Raw genomic sequence first — 13,806 nt, 5'->3', positions numbered from 1 at the left:
CGTGGTCATAGGTCTCCCGAGCGATGAGCGGCGCGGGTCGACCCGCATACCCTCGACGGCATGAGATCGGAGCCGTTGCCCCCGCTGACCAAGAGGCTGCGCGCCGGGCACTGGGCCGCACTGGACGTGGTCGCCGCCCTGGTCGGCACGGCCATCGCGGTGAACCGAGTCCTGGACGCCTACCACCACTACGATCCGCACCGGCGCGGCTACGGCGAGCCGTCGACGGCCCAGTTGACGGTGACGCTGATCGCGGTGGGCGTGCTCGCCGGTGCCATGATCCTGCGCCGCTTCCGGCCCGCGCTCGCGATCTGCATCGTGGTCGCGACCTGGGCGGTCGTGGTGGGCGTGGCCGGGCAGGTGACCATCGCGCTCGCGCTGGGCGGTCCGTTCGTGGTGCTCGTGGCGATGGCCGCGGCCTACAGTGCGGCCGTGAAGTATCCGCCGCCCAACGGGGTCCCGGTGCTCGGGGTGGGGATGCTCGGCGGGGTGTTGTGGCTGTTCGGGTCGGCCGAGTTGCGGCACAATGCGCTCCTCGCGGTGCTGTTCGTGGCCATCGCGTGGGCGGTCGGCTACGCGATCGGCCGACACCGCGCGTATGCTGCCGCGCTGCGCGAGCACCACGCCGAGCTGGCCCGGTCCGAGTTCGCCGAGGAGCGGTTGCGGCTGGCGCGCGAGTTGCACGACGTGATCGCGCACAGCCTGGGGGTGGTGAACGTGCAGGCCGGGTACGGCGGTTACGTACTCGATCAGCGTCCGGAGGAAGCCCGGGAGGCGCTCGCGGCGATCCGCCGGGTCAGCGGCGAGACGATCCGGGAGATGCGCGGCCTGCTGGGTGTGCTGCGGGCCGACGGTCCGGCCGAGCGGCTGCCCGCGCCGGGCCTGGCCGACCTGCCGGCCCTGCTCGACCGGACCGCCGCCGCCGGCCTGCGGGTGGACCTGGACATCGGCGGCAGTCGGCGCGAACTGCCGCCCGGGATCGAGCTGTCCGCGTACCGGATCGTCCAGGAGGCGCTGACCAACATCGGCCGGCACGCGCGCACCGCGCAGGGGCGGGTCAGCGTCGACTACCGGGCGGACGCGCTGGCGATCGAGATCACCGATGCCGGCGTGGGCTGCGTCGCGGGCGGCCCGTCGGCGGACGAACTGCCGTACGGACACGGGCTGGCCGGGATGCGTGAGCGGGTGGGGCTGTACGGCGGCGAGTTCAGCGCGGGGCCGCTGCCGGGGCACGGGTTCCGGGTGGCCGCGGTACTCCCGCTGAGTGAGCCGGTCGGATGAGCGCGGGCACTGGCACGGGCACCGGCACTGGCACGGGTACCGGCACGAGCCCCGACGTCCGGGTGCTGGTCGCCGACGATCAGGCGCTGGTGCGCGCGGGCTTTTGCGGCATCATCGACGTGGCGCCGGGGTTCACCGTGGTCGGCGAGGCGGGCACCGGGTCGGCCGCGGTCGAACTGGCCCGCCGGGAACGGCCGGACGTGGTGCTGATGGACATCCGGATGCCGGACCTGGACGGCCTGGCGGCGACCCGGCTGATCACCGGCGCGGGCGGCCCGCCGGGCGCGCCGGGGGTGCGGGTGTTGATCCTGACCATGTTCGACCTGGACGAGCACATCTACGAGGCGCTGCGCTGCGGCGCGAGCGGGTTCCTGCTCAAGGACACCGCGCCAAAGGACCTGCTCGGCGCGATCCGGGTGGTCGCGGCGGGCGAGGCACTGCTGGCGCCGAGTGTGACCAGGCGGCTGATCGCGGAGTTCGCCGGCCGACCGGTGGGGGCGGCGGCACCTCCGCCGGCGGCCCGCACACCACCGCCGCCCGCCGCCCTGCGGGCGATCACCGCGCGCGAACACGAGGTGCTGGTACTGATCGCCCAGGGCCGTACCAATGCCGAGATCGCCCGGCATCTGCACATCACCGAGGGCACCACGAAGACCCACGTCGGCCACCTGCTCACCAAGCTCGGTGCGCGGGATCGGGTGCAGCTGGTGATCACCGCGTATCGCGCCGGGTTGGGCCCGACGACGTAGCGCCGCGCCCGGAGGGGAACCCCGGGCGCGGCGCTGCGTGGCATTCGGACTCGGTCGAGTTCAGAGGCCCAGTCGCACCTCGATCTTCGCGCCGGTGGGCACGGTCGTCATGGCGGGCAGGGTGACGGTCGCCGCCGTGCCGTCGACGCGCAGCCTGGCGCCGTGGATCGGATGCCCGTCCACCTTGACGGTGACCGACTTCGCCGGACTCGCGGTGACCAGCCGCAGGGTCTTCAGCTGGAGCTTCCCGGAGACCACCTCGACCCGGTCGGTTTGGGTGTGGTTGGCGCGGGACTGGCCGAGCGAGCCCCAGCCCTCGGCGCCGGTGAAGAACGAACGGTGGTCCTCCGGGCGGTACTTGGGCGCGAAGCCGAGTACGCCCGCCGGGCCGTCGTAGGTGTAGCCGGACAGCGCGCTCAGCAGCGACCACGACGACAACGTCCGGCCGTACCACTTGCCGCACTCGTCGTCACCGAACGGATTGCCCGACATATTGCCCAACGCGCAGACCGAGAAGTCGAGTTGCGGGTCGGTTTGCGGGGTGCGCGCCCGGCCGTCGTAGCGGTCGGAGACCGCCTTGACCATGCGCAGTCCCTCGTCCACGTGTCCGCGCTGGATGAGCGTCGCGGCGGCGGAGTACTCGAATCCGGACATCGTCTCGTCGAAGTAGAGCACGCTCTGCTTGGGCCGGTCCCCGTCGGGCCAGGTGAGCATCACCGTGCCGGCGCCGGTGTCCTCGACGAAGTTGCGGTTCTCGTGGGTCAGCGAGTACGGCTGGGTCGAGCTGCCGCCGCCGAGGAAGTCGGTCTTGAAGTTGTTGTCGTAGATGGCCTTGGCGGCCTGGTCGGTGTGCGCGCTGTCGTAGATGTCGCCGAGGCCCAGTTGGGTGGACCACCACTGGCCGAGCAGCATGTCGATCTCGACGCCGTTGCCGTAGCCGGCCACGCCGGGACGCATGTTCTCGGTGTACCAGCGCCCGTTCCACAGGGTCTTCTCCTGGGTGACCCGACCGGCGTTGTACATGCTCGCGTACAGGCTCGCCGCGGCCCGGTCGCCGGTGATGCCGGCCATCTTCGAACTCGCGTCAAGTGAGGCGAGATAGAGCGAGCCGAGCCAGGAGGAGTCGGTGCTCTGCCCGCCGTCCAGGGTGGTGTCGCCCACCCCGGTCATCACGCCGGTGTGCCGCGGGTCGTAGGTGGTCACGACCCAGTCCATGGCCTTCTTGATCCTGGGCCAGTTGGCGACCAGCCACGCGTTGTCCTTGGCGGTCAGATGGGCGCGGTACGCGGACAGGATCACGCCGGTCTGGCCGTCGATCGCCTGACTGCCGGTGAAGTCCCAGCCGTTGTTGAAGCGTTGCGGTATGCGCCCGTCGGGCTGTTGGTTGTCCAGCCACTGGCGGGTCCACAGTCGGCCGACCTCGGGCCACAACCAGGCCTGCGCCTGGGCGTATTGGAAGACGTGGGTGGGCATCCCGGGACAACACCCGACACCTTCGCGGGCGCCGAAGAAGCCGTCCTTGGCCCAGTAGACGGTGGGTGTGTGCAGTACGGCGGTGGCGGCGGTCATCCGGTCGAGGACGTAGGTGGGCAGGTTCGAGCCGTAGAGGGTGTCGTGGTAGAGCGCGGTCTGCGCGGTGAGCTTGTCCCAGTTGGCGTCGACGTGGTGGGTGACCTGGTCGGCGTCGGCCCACCAGTTGGAGTACATCTCCCCGGTGCGGCCGTCGTAGTGGGTGGCCTGCGGGAAGTTCCAGCTGAGCGCGATCGGCACCTCGGCGGACTGGCCCGGGCGCAGCGTCAGGCCGACCGACAGGGCGCCGTTGACCGTGGTGTCCGCGGCCGGACTGGCGGCGGCCCTGGGGCCGTTGAGCGTGCCCGACGCGGTGAAGCCGGCGTGCAGGCTCGCCAGGTCGGTCCAGCCCGCGGTGGCGGTGGTGTCGGGGGCGAACGCGGTGAGGTTCATGCTGCCCGCGCCGGCCGCGCCGCCCAGGTGCAGGCTCGTCCACGGGCCGCGGCCGGGGGTTCGGCCGGAGTCGACGGTGTTCTTGTTGTTCCCGTAGCCGGGCGCGGTGCTCTGGCCGGCGCCGCCGACGGCGTCGTAGCCGTTCCAGCCGACCGCGTTCTGCTGGGTGGCGAGGAGGGAGATCTTCTGTGGCTTGTCGGAGGTGTTCTTGACGGTGAATCGGTAGATCGCGGTGGGGATCGCGGAGTTCTGGGTGTCGCCGGGCAACATCGGGTTCTCGACCCGTTCGCTGACCTGGACGGGCAGTGTCGAGTCCTGGAACCGGTAGGTGGCGATGGGGTATTCGCCGGTGAACTCGAGTGCCTTGGCGCCCTGGAAGGGGCCCACGCCGGTGGTCTGGAGCGCGCGTACGACGGGGGTCTTCCCGGCCTGTTCGGTGCGCAGCGCGAAGAAGCTGTTCGGCAGCGCGCCGGCCGTGTAGTCCTCCGGGAGGTTGTTCCAACTGCCGTTGGCAAGGCGGCCGTTGGCATTGTTGATCCACCACTGCGAGCGGGCGCCGGTGCCGTCGTGCACGATGCCGGCGGCGCCGAGCGGGCCGACCGGGAAGCGGATGCCGGAGAGTTGGTCACCCTTGTAGACGGTGCTGCCGGTGGCGTGCAGGTCGGCGTACGGGCGGGCGTAGGCGATATTGCGGCCGGATTCGGTGCCGTTCGGGTCGACCGCGGCGACGCCGTAGTAGTAGGCGGTGTTCGCGGCGGCGGTGGTGTCCCGGTACGAACTGCCGGTCACCGGTGCCCGGTTCAGTCGCTGGTAGCCCTTGCCGGGCTCGGTGGAGCGGTACACGTTGTAGCCGGCGATTCCCCGGTCGGCGACCTTCGTCCAGCCGACGTTCACCCCGGCCGCGTCCGGCCGTTCGGCCTTTCCGCCGAGCGGCATGGGGGCGACGTTGGCGCGGACGTCGTCGACGGTGATGTGGCCCCAGCCGCCGGTGGAGGCGTCCACCACCTTGATCATCACCCGCTTGCCGACGTAGGCGCTCAGGTCGAGCACGCGGTAACGCATGGTTTCGCTGTTCTCGCCCTGGGTGCGCGCGAGTTCGGCGCCGCAGCCGTATTCGGCGGCCGGATCGTACGCGCACACCGCGACGTAGGTCTCGGCGCTGTTCCCGCCGCCGACCAGCATCGACACGGCCGGTCGGGACAGGGTGAAGTCGGGCGAGACGACCACGCCGGTGTAGCCGTCGTTCGGGGTGTCGGTCGGGCTTTCCAGCGTCGAGAGGTACCACGTGCCCTGCTTGTTGTAGGGCGTGGTGGGCCGGTTGTGGAAGGTGGCACGGTTGCTGACGAGGTTGCCGAACGAGCCGGCCGCGACGCGCCAGTTGCCGAGTGTGCCGGATTCGAAGTCGGCGGTGAAGGCCGGGGCGGCGGCGGACTCGGCGGCTGCGGTGGGGACTTGGAGGGTGCCGCCGAGGGTCGCGGTGAGCGCGGCGACGGCGAGCAGGGCGGTGCGGGATCGGCGGCTCGCGTGGCCGGGTCTGCGGAGGGAGCCGAACGGGGGTCTGCGCATGAGGACCTTCCGGGAGGACAAGCGGAGAGGTGAGTGGTGCGCCGGTGTTGCCGGTCGGTGATCGGTGATCGCCGACCGGTGCTGGTGATCGGTGGTGCCGGTTGGTGCCGGACCGGGACCACCCCGTATGCAGGTCGGGGTGGGCCCGGGATCAGGGGGACGCGTGGGTGGCGTCCGGGGGTGCCTCGTTGCCGCGGCGTTCGACGCTGCGTCAGCAGGAGGTCTTGTAGACGTACTTGGCGATCTCCGGCTGCGTCATGTTGTCCTTGGTCAGGACCACGTAGCCGGTGTCGATCTTCTTGGTCGTGGGCTTCCCGTCGAGGGCCGCCGCGGCCTGCTGGACGGCCTGCTTGCCCATGTCGAGCGGCTGCTGCACCACGAGGGCCTGGACCACGTCCTTGCGCACGTCGTCCAGGATCGGCTCGGAGGTGTCGAAGCCGACCACCTTGATCCGGCCCGTGGCGCCCGCGTTCCGGACGCCGGTGGCCACCCCCTCGACCTCCTGCGTGCTGACCGCGAACACCCCGCCGAGGTCCGAGTTGGCGGCCAGCACCGCGCTGAACTTCGAGGTGGCACCGGCCGGTTCGCTGCCGCTGTACTGGGTGTCGAGCAGCTTGACGCCCGGGTGCTTCTTCATCTCGTCCTCGAAGCCCTTTTGTCTGGCGTCGGTGGTGGAGATGCCGGGCTTGGCGCCCATCACCATCACCTTGCCCTTGTCCGCGACCTGTGCGGCCAGGGTCTGCGCGGCCAGCATCCCGCCGGCGTAGTTGTCCGAGGCGATCGTGGACACGGCCAGGCTCTCGTCGTCGGCCTTGGAGTCGACGAACACGATCTTGATGCCGCGCGCCTTGGCCTTGGTCAACGGCGGCACCATCGCCTCGCCCGCCATCGGGGACACGATGATCACGTCCGGCTTCTGCGCGATGACCGCGTTCAGGATCGGGGTCTGGCTCTGCGGGCTGTAGTCCTTGCCGCCCTGGGCGTCGAACTTGAATCCGGCGCTCTCCGCCTCGCCGCGCGCACCGCAGGTCAGGGACGTGAAGAACGGGTTGCCGGCCATGCCCTGGACGTAGACGATCGAGCGCTTCCCGCCCCCGCCCGCGTCCTTCGTGTCGTCGGCGGAACATCCGGTGGCGGCCAGGGTGATGCCGGCAAGCAGGGCGATCGAGGTCGAAACGGTCTTCTTGGCGGACTGTGCGCGCATGGCGAACTCCAGGCAGGGCGAAGGGGAATGGGACGGGCGTACCGGCTGTCGACCGAGCGGGGGTCAGCCGCGGTTCTGGGTGGTGCGCTTGACCTGGTCCAGGTAGACCGCGAAGACGAGGACGCTGCCGATCGCGACGTCCTGCCAGAAGGTCTGCACCTTGAGGATCACGAAGCCGTTCTGCAACACGGCGGGCAGGAAGACCCCGATCACGGTGCCCGCGATGGTGGCGGTGCCGCCGAACAGGCTGGTCCCGCCGATCACGACCGCGGTGACGGCCTGGAGGTTGTCGGTGGTGTGGCCCGCGATGTTGGCGCTGGCGAACAGCGCGAGGTCCATGAACCCGGCCAGGCCCGCGAGCAGTCCGGCGAGCGCGTACACCTTGATCAGGTGCCGGTCGACGTGGATGCCGGCCCGGCGGGCGGCCTCGGGGCCGGAGCCGACGAACAGCGTGTACCGGCCGAATCTGGTCTGGGTCAACACGATCCAGCCGACCGCGGTGACCAGTACGGCGACCACGACCAGCCACGGCACGACGCCGAACAACTTGCCCAGGCCGACCGTCTCGTAGAGCGAAGAGGGCACACCCGCGAGGTCGTTGCCGCCGGTGGAGATCTTGGCGATGCCCAGCGCGACGCCCATCGTGCCGAGCGTGGCGATCAGCGAGGGGACCTTGGCCTTGGTGACCAGGAAGCCGTTGACGCAGCCCCAGAGGGCCCCGGCGACCAGGGCCACCACCAGGCCGACCAGGATCACGGTCGGGCCGGCGTCGGCGCTGTCCGCCTTGCCGCCCGCGACCGCGGTCATCGCCTTGAGCGACACGACGGACGCGAAGACCAGGGTCGAGCCGACGGACAGGTCGATCCCGGCGGTGGCGATCACGAACGTCATCCCGACGGACACGACCATCAACACGGACGCGACGGTGAACACGGTCTGGATGTTGTACGAGCTGAGGAAGGCGTCGGGCGAGGCGATCCCGAACACGACGACCATGGCGACCAGGGTCGTGGTGAGGTAGAGCAGCGAGCTGGTCAGCAGCTTGCGGCGGGCCAGGGCCAGCCGGGTGAGGTCGTCGGGCTCGGCGGCGGCGCCGGGCGCGGGCGCGGTCTTGACGGTGTCGGTCATCGGGTCACTCACTCCGAGGCGGCTGAGGTGGTGGCTGCGGCGGCGTTCGCCGCGTGCGGGGATCGACCGGTGGACTCCGCGATGTGGGTATGCGACAGGACGCCCGTCATCGCGGCGACGAGGTCCTCGGCACTGGCGTCGCCGGCGGCGAATCGGGCCACCCGGCTGCCGCGGCGCAACACCTCGACCCGGTCCGAGACTTCCAATACCTGCGGCATGCTGTGGCTGATCAGCACGACGGCGATGCCGTTGTCCCGCACTCGTCGGATCAGGTCGAGCACGCGGCGCGTCTGGACCACGCCCAGGGCCGCGGTGGGCTCGTCCATGAACACGACACGTTTGGCCCAGGTGACCGCCCGACAGATGGCCACGCTCTGCCGTTGGCCGCCGGACAGCGTGCCCACGGGCGCCTCGACATCGGCCAACGACACGCCCAGGGCCGCGAGTTCGCGTACGCAGGCGTCGCGCATCGCGGTCTTGTCGAGGAACCCGAGCCGGCCGAGCGGACCGCTGCGGGTGAGCTCGCGGCCCATGAACAGATTGGCGGCGGAGCCCAGCGCCAGGGCCAGTGCAAGGTCCTGGTACACGGTCTCGATGCCCGCCGTCTGGGCGGCGAACGGCGAGGCCAGGGTGACCGGTTCGCCGTCGATGAGCAGCTCGCCGGAGTCCGGTTGCAGAGCCCCGGAGAGGGTTTTGACGAGCGTACTCTTGCCCGCGCCGTTGTCCCCGATGAGCGAGACGATCTCCCCGGGATAGACGGTGAAGTCCGCGCCGCGCAGCGCCTCGACCTGGCCGAAGCGCTTCCGCAGGCCACGGGCCTCCAGAAGGGGTGTGGGCATGGTTGGGTCCTCTCGGTACGGATGTGCGGGCACGCGGACAGGGGGGATCGGCGCTCGGACCCGGGGCTGGAGTGGAGAAGGGGGGCCGCGTCAGGGAACGACGGGCCGGCCGACGGATCGTCGGATGTATGAATGTGTGGGTGCGCGCGCCGAGTCCTCAGGACGGGCTGAGTACCTGGTCCTCGATGGCGGTCACGTGCGCGGCGGCGCGGAGTCGGGAACGGTAGGTGTCGCCCGCCACCAGCGCCTCCACAATCGCCCGATGTTCGGCCAGGGTGACCCGCAGGTCGGCCTCCTGCGCGGCCCCGCACCACACGTCGGCGCGAATGGTCTTGCCGGAGACGGTCTCGATGATCATGGCCAGCACGGGATTGCCGGAGGCCCGGGCGATGAGCCGATGAAAGGCGTTCCCGTTGGCGGCCATGCGGTCGAGGTCGATCGGTGTCGCGGCGAGCAGACCCTCCCCTTCGGTGATCAAGGCGGCCAACTCGGCCAGCTCTTCGGGAACGATCCGCAGCGCGGCCATGGCGGTCGCCTCGGGTTCGAGGAACCGCCGCACCTCCAGGAAGTGCCGGATGGTGCTGTCGTGATGCAGGTCCACCACGATGCTCATGGTCCCGAGCAACAACTCGGGATCAAGGCTCGTGACGTAGGTCCCGTCACCACGACGCGTCTGCAGCACGCGCATCAACGTCAGGGCCCGAACCGCCTCCCGCAACGAATTGCGCGAGAGCCCGAGCCGCTCGGCCAGTTCCTTCTCCGCCGGCAACCGGTCACCGGGGTTCAGCTCACCGGAAATGATCATCTGCCGAATACGATCCACGGCATCGTCGGTCAGGGCCACGGAACCCCCTTTCGATCGATACCGGTTCCGCGTGGGATTGATCCGATCTTTACGGTGGTGCGCGTGGAACATTAGGAGCACTGGCCGCAGGAGTCAATGACCCCATGTTTGCCGACTTCCAAGAACCTGACGAACAATCACAAACCACCCATGAACGGGTACTTGGTGCTCCGCGAGGGCCCGAGGACACGCCGCCGACCCGATGTTTGTGCCACCCGACCGATGCCCGGACCGGGGCCGGTCCGCTATCGACGAACAATGGCCCGGCTGCGCAGCGGGACCCACTACCCCCGAGGCGCGCCGTACCAGCGCCACGTGGTGCGGCGGGTGTGGCCCGGGAGGTCGGCGCGGCCGGTGGCCCACAACATGGTCGGCCACGGGGGCGTGTCCTGCGGTACGTCGGGGAAGAGCCTGGCGAGGACACGTGCGCACAGGTCGGCCGGCGGCGTCCAGTCCAGGCGGAGGCCCTCGGCCAGGTCGTGGGTGTGCACCAGGGTCTCCACGATGCCCATCGCGGCGAAGCCCTCGGGGTCCGAGTCGCCGAAGGTGTGGTGGGCGCGCACGGTCGACGGCGTCGTTGTGGCCATGGACACCAGCAGTGCGCCGCTCGCCTCCAACACCTGCAACAGCCCGACCGGCCCCGCCGCGCGGTCCGCGTGGATGGCGTTCGCCGGACCGCCGGGGCGTCGGCTCTCCCAGACGAACGGGACGTTGCGGTCGTCGGGTGGGGTCCGCAGGCCCAACTGGGCGGCGTAGGCGAAGAGATCGTCGGCGAGGTGCTCCACGGTCTCCCAGCAGTCCCACTCCAACGACCCGGCCCTGACCTCCCAGGCCGCCGCCGGCGCCGCCCGCAGTGTGTCCACCGCGAGGCGCACGGCCCGATCCAGGTCGTCCGGGGTCACCGGTCCCGGGGTGGACGGGGTTCCCGAAGGGTCGGGCGTGGCGTTCTGCGGCGATTCGAGCATGGCAGGACCGTACCGCCACGCGGCCCCGAACCCACCGAGCCCCGCACACCCGAGCCCGGGTCCACCGAGCCCCCGGCCCCGACCATCGACGCCGAGGCCCGAGCGCCCACCGGCCCCGCCGCCGAACCGGACGCCCGACTCCTTGGCAGCGCATCGACGCCGGCCCTGCCGCACGTACGATCCCGGCTGCTCGAACTGTGCGACGACCCGATGGAGGAGCCGGCGGTACGAACCGCTGCCGGTTCCGGCCGACCGGAACATTCGTGGTAGTAGCGTTCGGCGCATGGCTGTCGATCAAGAACTGGTGGATGCCGCGATCGAGTTGGCGCGCCGTCGCTTTCCCGGGCAGGACTGGTCCGGCGCCGCCGCCCTGCGGCTGGACGACGGGACAATCCTGACCAGTACAGCGCCCGAGCCACCGAACAACGCGGTGCGGTTGTGCCACGAGACCGGCGCGATCTGCGAGGCGTACAAGCTGGACCGGCGTGTGGTGGCGTCGGTGTGTGTGACCGCCGCCGACGCGGATCGTGGGTACTGGGTGCTCGCACCGTGCGGCGTCTGTCAGGAACGGCTGTTCGCCTACGGCCCGGACGTCGAGGTCGGCGTGCCGGAGCCGGCGGATCCGCGGCGGTGGCGGACGTTGCGGTTGCGAGACGTGCAACCACACTGGTTCGCGCGGGTGTTCCCCGACGATGTCTGGCCCTATCGGCCGGACGAGACGGAATCGGCGCGGTAGCCGGGCCGGTTCGGGCGTGACGTGCGTCCACGGCCGGTCGTTGGTCCGGGCGGAGACACCGGAGCGTCGCAGCCGGCCCGACGACACCGGTCCGACGACACCGAGCCGGCGACACCGAACCGGCCGCACCCGAACGCCCATGGGGAGAACGACACTTGAGCGACCACCGCCACAACGCCATCGCCTACGCCGCCATCATCCTCGAACGCGCGGACGGCGCGGTGCTGTTCATGGAGCGCAAGGACACCGGCTTCGCCGACGGCCTGCTCGCGCTTCCGGGCGGACTGGCCGACCCGGGCGAATTCCTCATCGAGGCGTGCGCGCGCGAGACCAAGGAGGAGATCGCCACCGACGTGGCCACCGCCGATCTGCGTACGGCGTATGTCGCCCAGGTGCTCGGCGACACCGGAACGCCGGTGATCGGCTGGTACTTCCACACCACCGCCTGGTCGGGCGACCCGACCAACGCCGAACCCGACCAGTGCGCCCGGCTGGCCTGGCTCGACCCGACCGACCTGCCGGCCGACGTGGAACCGACCGACGCCGCGGCGGTCACCGCCTGGCGGGCCGGATCCCCACTCACCCCCTGGGCCTGATCCGCGCGTTCACCCGGCCCGATTGCCCACCAGGCCGGTTTCGTAGGCCACGATCACCAGTTGGGCGCGGTCGCGGGCGGCCAGCTTCATCAGCAGGCGGCCCACGTGGGTCTTCACCGTCGACGCGCTCACGTGCAGGTGTTCGGTGATCTCCGGGTTGGACAGGCCCCGGCCGATCAGGGTGAGTACCTCACGTTCGCGGTCGGTCAGGCCCGCGTCCGGGCCGGTGTTGGGGCGTTGCCGGGGTTCGGGGCGGGCGGCGAACTCGGCGATCAGCCGGCGGGTGATGCTCGGCGCGATCAGCGCGTCGCCGCCGGCCACGATCCGGATCGCGGTGAGCAGTTCGGCAGGTGGCGTCTCCTTGAGCAGGAAGCCGCTCGCGCCCGCGCGCAGCGCCGCGTACACGTAGTCGTCCAGGTCGAACGTGGTCAGGATGAGTACCCGGGTATCGCACGTATCGGGCGCGGCGGTCAGCCGCCGGGTGGCCTCCAGGCCGTCCACGCCGGGCATCCGGATGTCCATCAGCACCACATCCGGGCGGGTGGCGCGGGCCAGTTCGACGGCATGCGCACCGTCGGCGGCCTCGCCGACCGCGGTCAGATCCGGCGCGGCGTCGATCAGCAGATGCAGCGCGCCGCGCAGCAGGGCCTGATCGTCCGCGACCAGAACCCGAATCGGCGCGGGACTGCCCGACGCGACCGCCCCCGGGACCGCCTCGCCCGCCTCCGACACCCCCTCCGCCGTCACCGCGCACCCTCCTCGATCGGCACCCGCGCCCGGACCCGAAACCCGGGCTCGGGCGCGCGCGACCCGGCGGCGAACTCGCCGCCGTACGCCACCACCCGCTCGCGCATCCCGACCAGCCCGTGGCCGGGCACCACCGAACCACCGTCACCCCGCCCCGAATCGGTGATGTCCAGCGTTATCTCCCGTTCGGTGTAGTGCAGTTCGACCTGGCAGTGGTCGACTCCCGCGTGCCTGATCACGTTGGTCAGCGCCTCCTGGACGATCCGGTACGCGGCCAGTTCGACGCCCGTCGGCAACTCCCGCCGCTCGCCCAGGACGGACAACTCGACGGTCAGCCCGGCCGCCGCCGCGTCCCGCACGAGCGTATCGACCGTGGCCAACGTCGGCGCCGGCGCCAACTCCGCATCCTGCGGCGTACCGTCCGAATCGCGCAGCATGCCGAGCAACCGGCGCATGTCGCGCAGCGCGGTCCGCCCGGTCGCCTCGATCGAGCCGAGCGCGCGCAGCGCCTCCTCCGGCCGCTCGGTGCCCACGTAGTGCGCGACGCCCGCCTGCACGGTGATCAGACTCATGCTGTGCGCGACCACGTCGTGCAACTCCCGGGCGATCCGCAGCCGTTCCTCGGCCGCCTGCTCCCTGGCCCGCTGCTCCGCCTCCACCCGGCCCTGCCGCTCTGCCTGCCGGCGCAGCGCCTCGGCGTACTGGCGCCGGGAGCGGGCGGTGGTGCCGAGCGTCCAGGCCAGGATCGCCGGGTAGAGCGGGATCGGCGCGGTCGCGAAACCGACCGCGACCGCGACCGTGCCGAGCGCCCAGACGGCCGGCCGGTTGCGGACCGTCAGCGCCGCCGTATACAGCGTGAATGCCGTCGCGAACCCGATCGCCGCCTTCACCTCGAGCCCGCGCAGGCAGGACTCCGCGACCAGGGCGGCGGTCACCGCGAGGATCGGGTACGTCCGGCGGAACGCGACGGCGCCGGCGAGGATCAACACCAGGAGCGCGACCACGATCCAGGTGGACGTACCGAGTCGGTCGTCGGGGTGCGGGCGCAGCGTGACGAGCGAGCCGGCCAACACGATGCCGAGCAGTACGTCGATGGCCCGCCAGTGCCTGGGACGCAACCGCTGGGTGAGCGGTGGGCGCAGTTCGTCAACCACGTTCGGACCCTAACCGCAGGTCCGCGGCGCCCGCA

The 13,806-nt window shown here is 71.0% G+C and carries 12 protein-coding genes; 4 read left to right on the top strand and 8 right to left on the bottom strand.

What is annotated here, in order from left to right; translation table 11 throughout:
• The first annotated feature begins 60 nt into the window (after positions 1-60).
• A complete protein-coding gene (locus tag ABIA38_RS26620) occupies positions 61-1,281 on the top strand; it encodes a sensor histidine kinase (protein ID WP_424641362.1) in 1,221 nt (406 codons plus the stop codon).
• Positions 1,278-2,030 carry a response regulator gene (locus tag ABIA38_RS26615; RefSeq protein ID WP_424641361.1) on the top strand — a complete coding sequence of 251 codons (753 nt, stop codon included), beginning with the start codon at positions 1,278-1,280 and terminating at the stop codon, positions 2,028-2,030. Before ABIA38_RS26620 ends, ABIA38_RS26615 begins: the two co-directional genes overlap by 4 nt.
• A 60-nt stretch (positions 2,031-2,090) precedes the next feature.
• On the opposite strand, the gene ABIA38_RS26610 is transcribed toward ABIA38_RS26615, so the two are convergent.
• The 6 genes from ABIA38_RS26610 to ABIA38_RS26585 all read right to left on the bottom strand — a co-directional run bounded on the left by ABIA38_RS26610 (position 2,091) and on the right by ABIA38_RS26585 (position 10,538).
• The gene (locus tag ABIA38_RS26610) at positions 2,091-5,558 is read right to left on the bottom strand and encodes a GH116 family glycosyl hydrolase (protein WP_424641360.1); all 3,468 of its coding nucleotides are present in this window, start codon (positions 5,556-5,558) and stop codon (positions 2,091-2,093) included.
• Between the two features lie 211 nt (positions 5,559-5,769).
• A complete protein-coding gene (locus ABIA38_RS26605; protein WP_424641359.1) occupies positions 5,770-6,762 on the bottom strand; it encodes an ABC transporter substrate-binding protein in 993 nt (330 codons plus the stop codon).
• Positions 6,763-6,825: 63 nt separating this feature from the next.
• A complete protein-coding gene (locus tag ABIA38_RS26600; protein WP_424641358.1) occupies positions 6,826-7,890 on the bottom strand; it encodes an ABC transporter permease in 1,065 nt (354 codons plus the stop codon).
• Between the two features lie 8 nt (positions 7,891-7,898).
• The gene (locus ABIA38_RS26595) at positions 7,899-8,729 is read right to left on the bottom strand and encodes an ATP-binding cassette domain-containing protein (protein WP_424641357.1); all 831 of its coding nucleotides are present in this window, start codon (positions 8,727-8,729) and stop codon (positions 7,899-7,901) included.
• A gap of 157 nt (positions 8,730-8,886) precedes the next feature.
• Positions 8,887-9,573 carry a FadR/GntR family transcriptional regulator gene (locus ABIA38_RS26590; protein ID WP_424641356.1) on the bottom strand — a complete coding sequence of 229 codons (687 nt, stop codon included), beginning with the start codon at positions 9,571-9,573 and terminating at the stop codon, positions 8,887-8,889.
• Between the two features lie 284 nt (positions 9,574-9,857).
• Positions 9,858-10,538, bottom strand: a complete 681-nt coding sequence (locus tag ABIA38_RS26585) for a hypothetical protein (protein ID WP_424641355.1) — start codon at positions 10,536-10,538, stop codon at positions 9,858-9,860.
• Between the two features lie 283 nt (positions 10,539-10,821).
• On the opposite strand from ABIA38_RS26585, the gene ABIA38_RS26580 reads away from it, so the two are divergent.
• Together ABIA38_RS26580 and ABIA38_RS26575 are read left to right on the top strand one after the other, a co-directional pair.
• On the top strand, positions 10,822-11,274 hold the full coding sequence (locus ABIA38_RS26580; RefSeq protein ID WP_424641354.1) for a cytidine deaminase: 453 nt from the start codon (positions 10,822-10,824) through the stop codon (positions 11,272-11,274).
• Between the two features lie 155 nt (positions 11,275-11,429).
• Positions 11,430-11,870 (top strand): NUDIX domain-containing protein, encoded by a 441-nt coding sequence (locus ABIA38_RS26575; RefSeq protein WP_424641353.1) that lies wholly within the window; start codon positions 11,430-11,432, stop codon positions 11,868-11,870.
• A gap of 9 nt (positions 11,871-11,879) precedes the next feature.
• Here ABIA38_RS26575 and ABIA38_RS26570 read toward each other — a convergent pair whose 3' ends face one another.
• Positions 11,880-12,602, bottom strand: a complete 723-nt coding sequence (locus ABIA38_RS26570; protein WP_424641457.1) for a response regulator — start codon at positions 12,600-12,602, stop codon at positions 11,880-11,882.
• 11 nt (positions 12,603-12,613) lie between these two features.
• A complete protein-coding gene (locus tag ABIA38_RS26565) occupies positions 12,614-13,771 on the bottom strand; it encodes a sensor histidine kinase (RefSeq protein WP_424641352.1) in 1,158 nt (385 codons plus the stop codon).
• Between the last annotated feature and the right edge of the window lie 35 nt (positions 13,772-13,806).

This window comes from Embleya sp. AB8, from assembly GCF_049739465.1.
Classification (GTDB): Bacteria; Actinomycetota; Actinomycetes; order Streptomycetales; family Streptomycetaceae; genus Embleya.
Note: the sequence above shows the minus strand (reverse complement) of the source record. Positions and strands in the feature narration are given on the sequence as shown.

Excerpts from the sequence above, each read along its gene's own strand:
- ABIA38_RS26605 (WP_424641359.1), bottom strand. The coding sequence starts at position 6,762 with ATGCGCGCACAGTCCGCCAAGAAGACCGTTTCGACCTCGATCGCCCTG.
- ABIA38_RS26610 (WP_424641360.1), bottom strand. The coding sequence starts at position 5,558 with ATGCGCAGACCCCCGTTCGGCTCCCTCCGCAGACCCGGCCACGCGAGC.
- ABIA38_RS26615 (WP_424641361.1), top strand. The coding sequence starts at position 1,278 with ATGAGCGCGGGCACTGGCACGGGCACCGGCACTGGCACGGGTACCGGC.
- ABIA38_RS26600 (WP_424641358.1), bottom strand. The coding sequence starts at position 7,890 with ATGACCGACACCGTCAAGACCGCGCCCGCGCCCGGCGCCGCCGCCGAG.
- ABIA38_RS26620 (WP_424641362.1), top strand. The coding sequence starts at position 61 with ATGAGATCGGAGCCGTTGCCCCCGCTGACCAAGAGGCTGCGCGCCGGG.
- ABIA38_RS26580 (WP_424641354.1), top strand. The coding sequence starts at position 10,822 with ATGGCTGTCGATCAAGAACTGGTGGATGCCGCGATCGAGTTGGCGCGC.
- ABIA38_RS26585 (WP_424641355.1), bottom strand. The coding sequence starts at position 10,538 with ATGCTCGAATCGCCGCAGAACGCCACGCCCGACCCTTCGGGAACCCCG.
- ABIA38_RS26595 (WP_424641357.1), bottom strand. The coding sequence starts at position 8,729 with ATGCCCACACCCCTTCTGGAGGCCCGTGGCCTGCGGAAGCGCTTCGGC.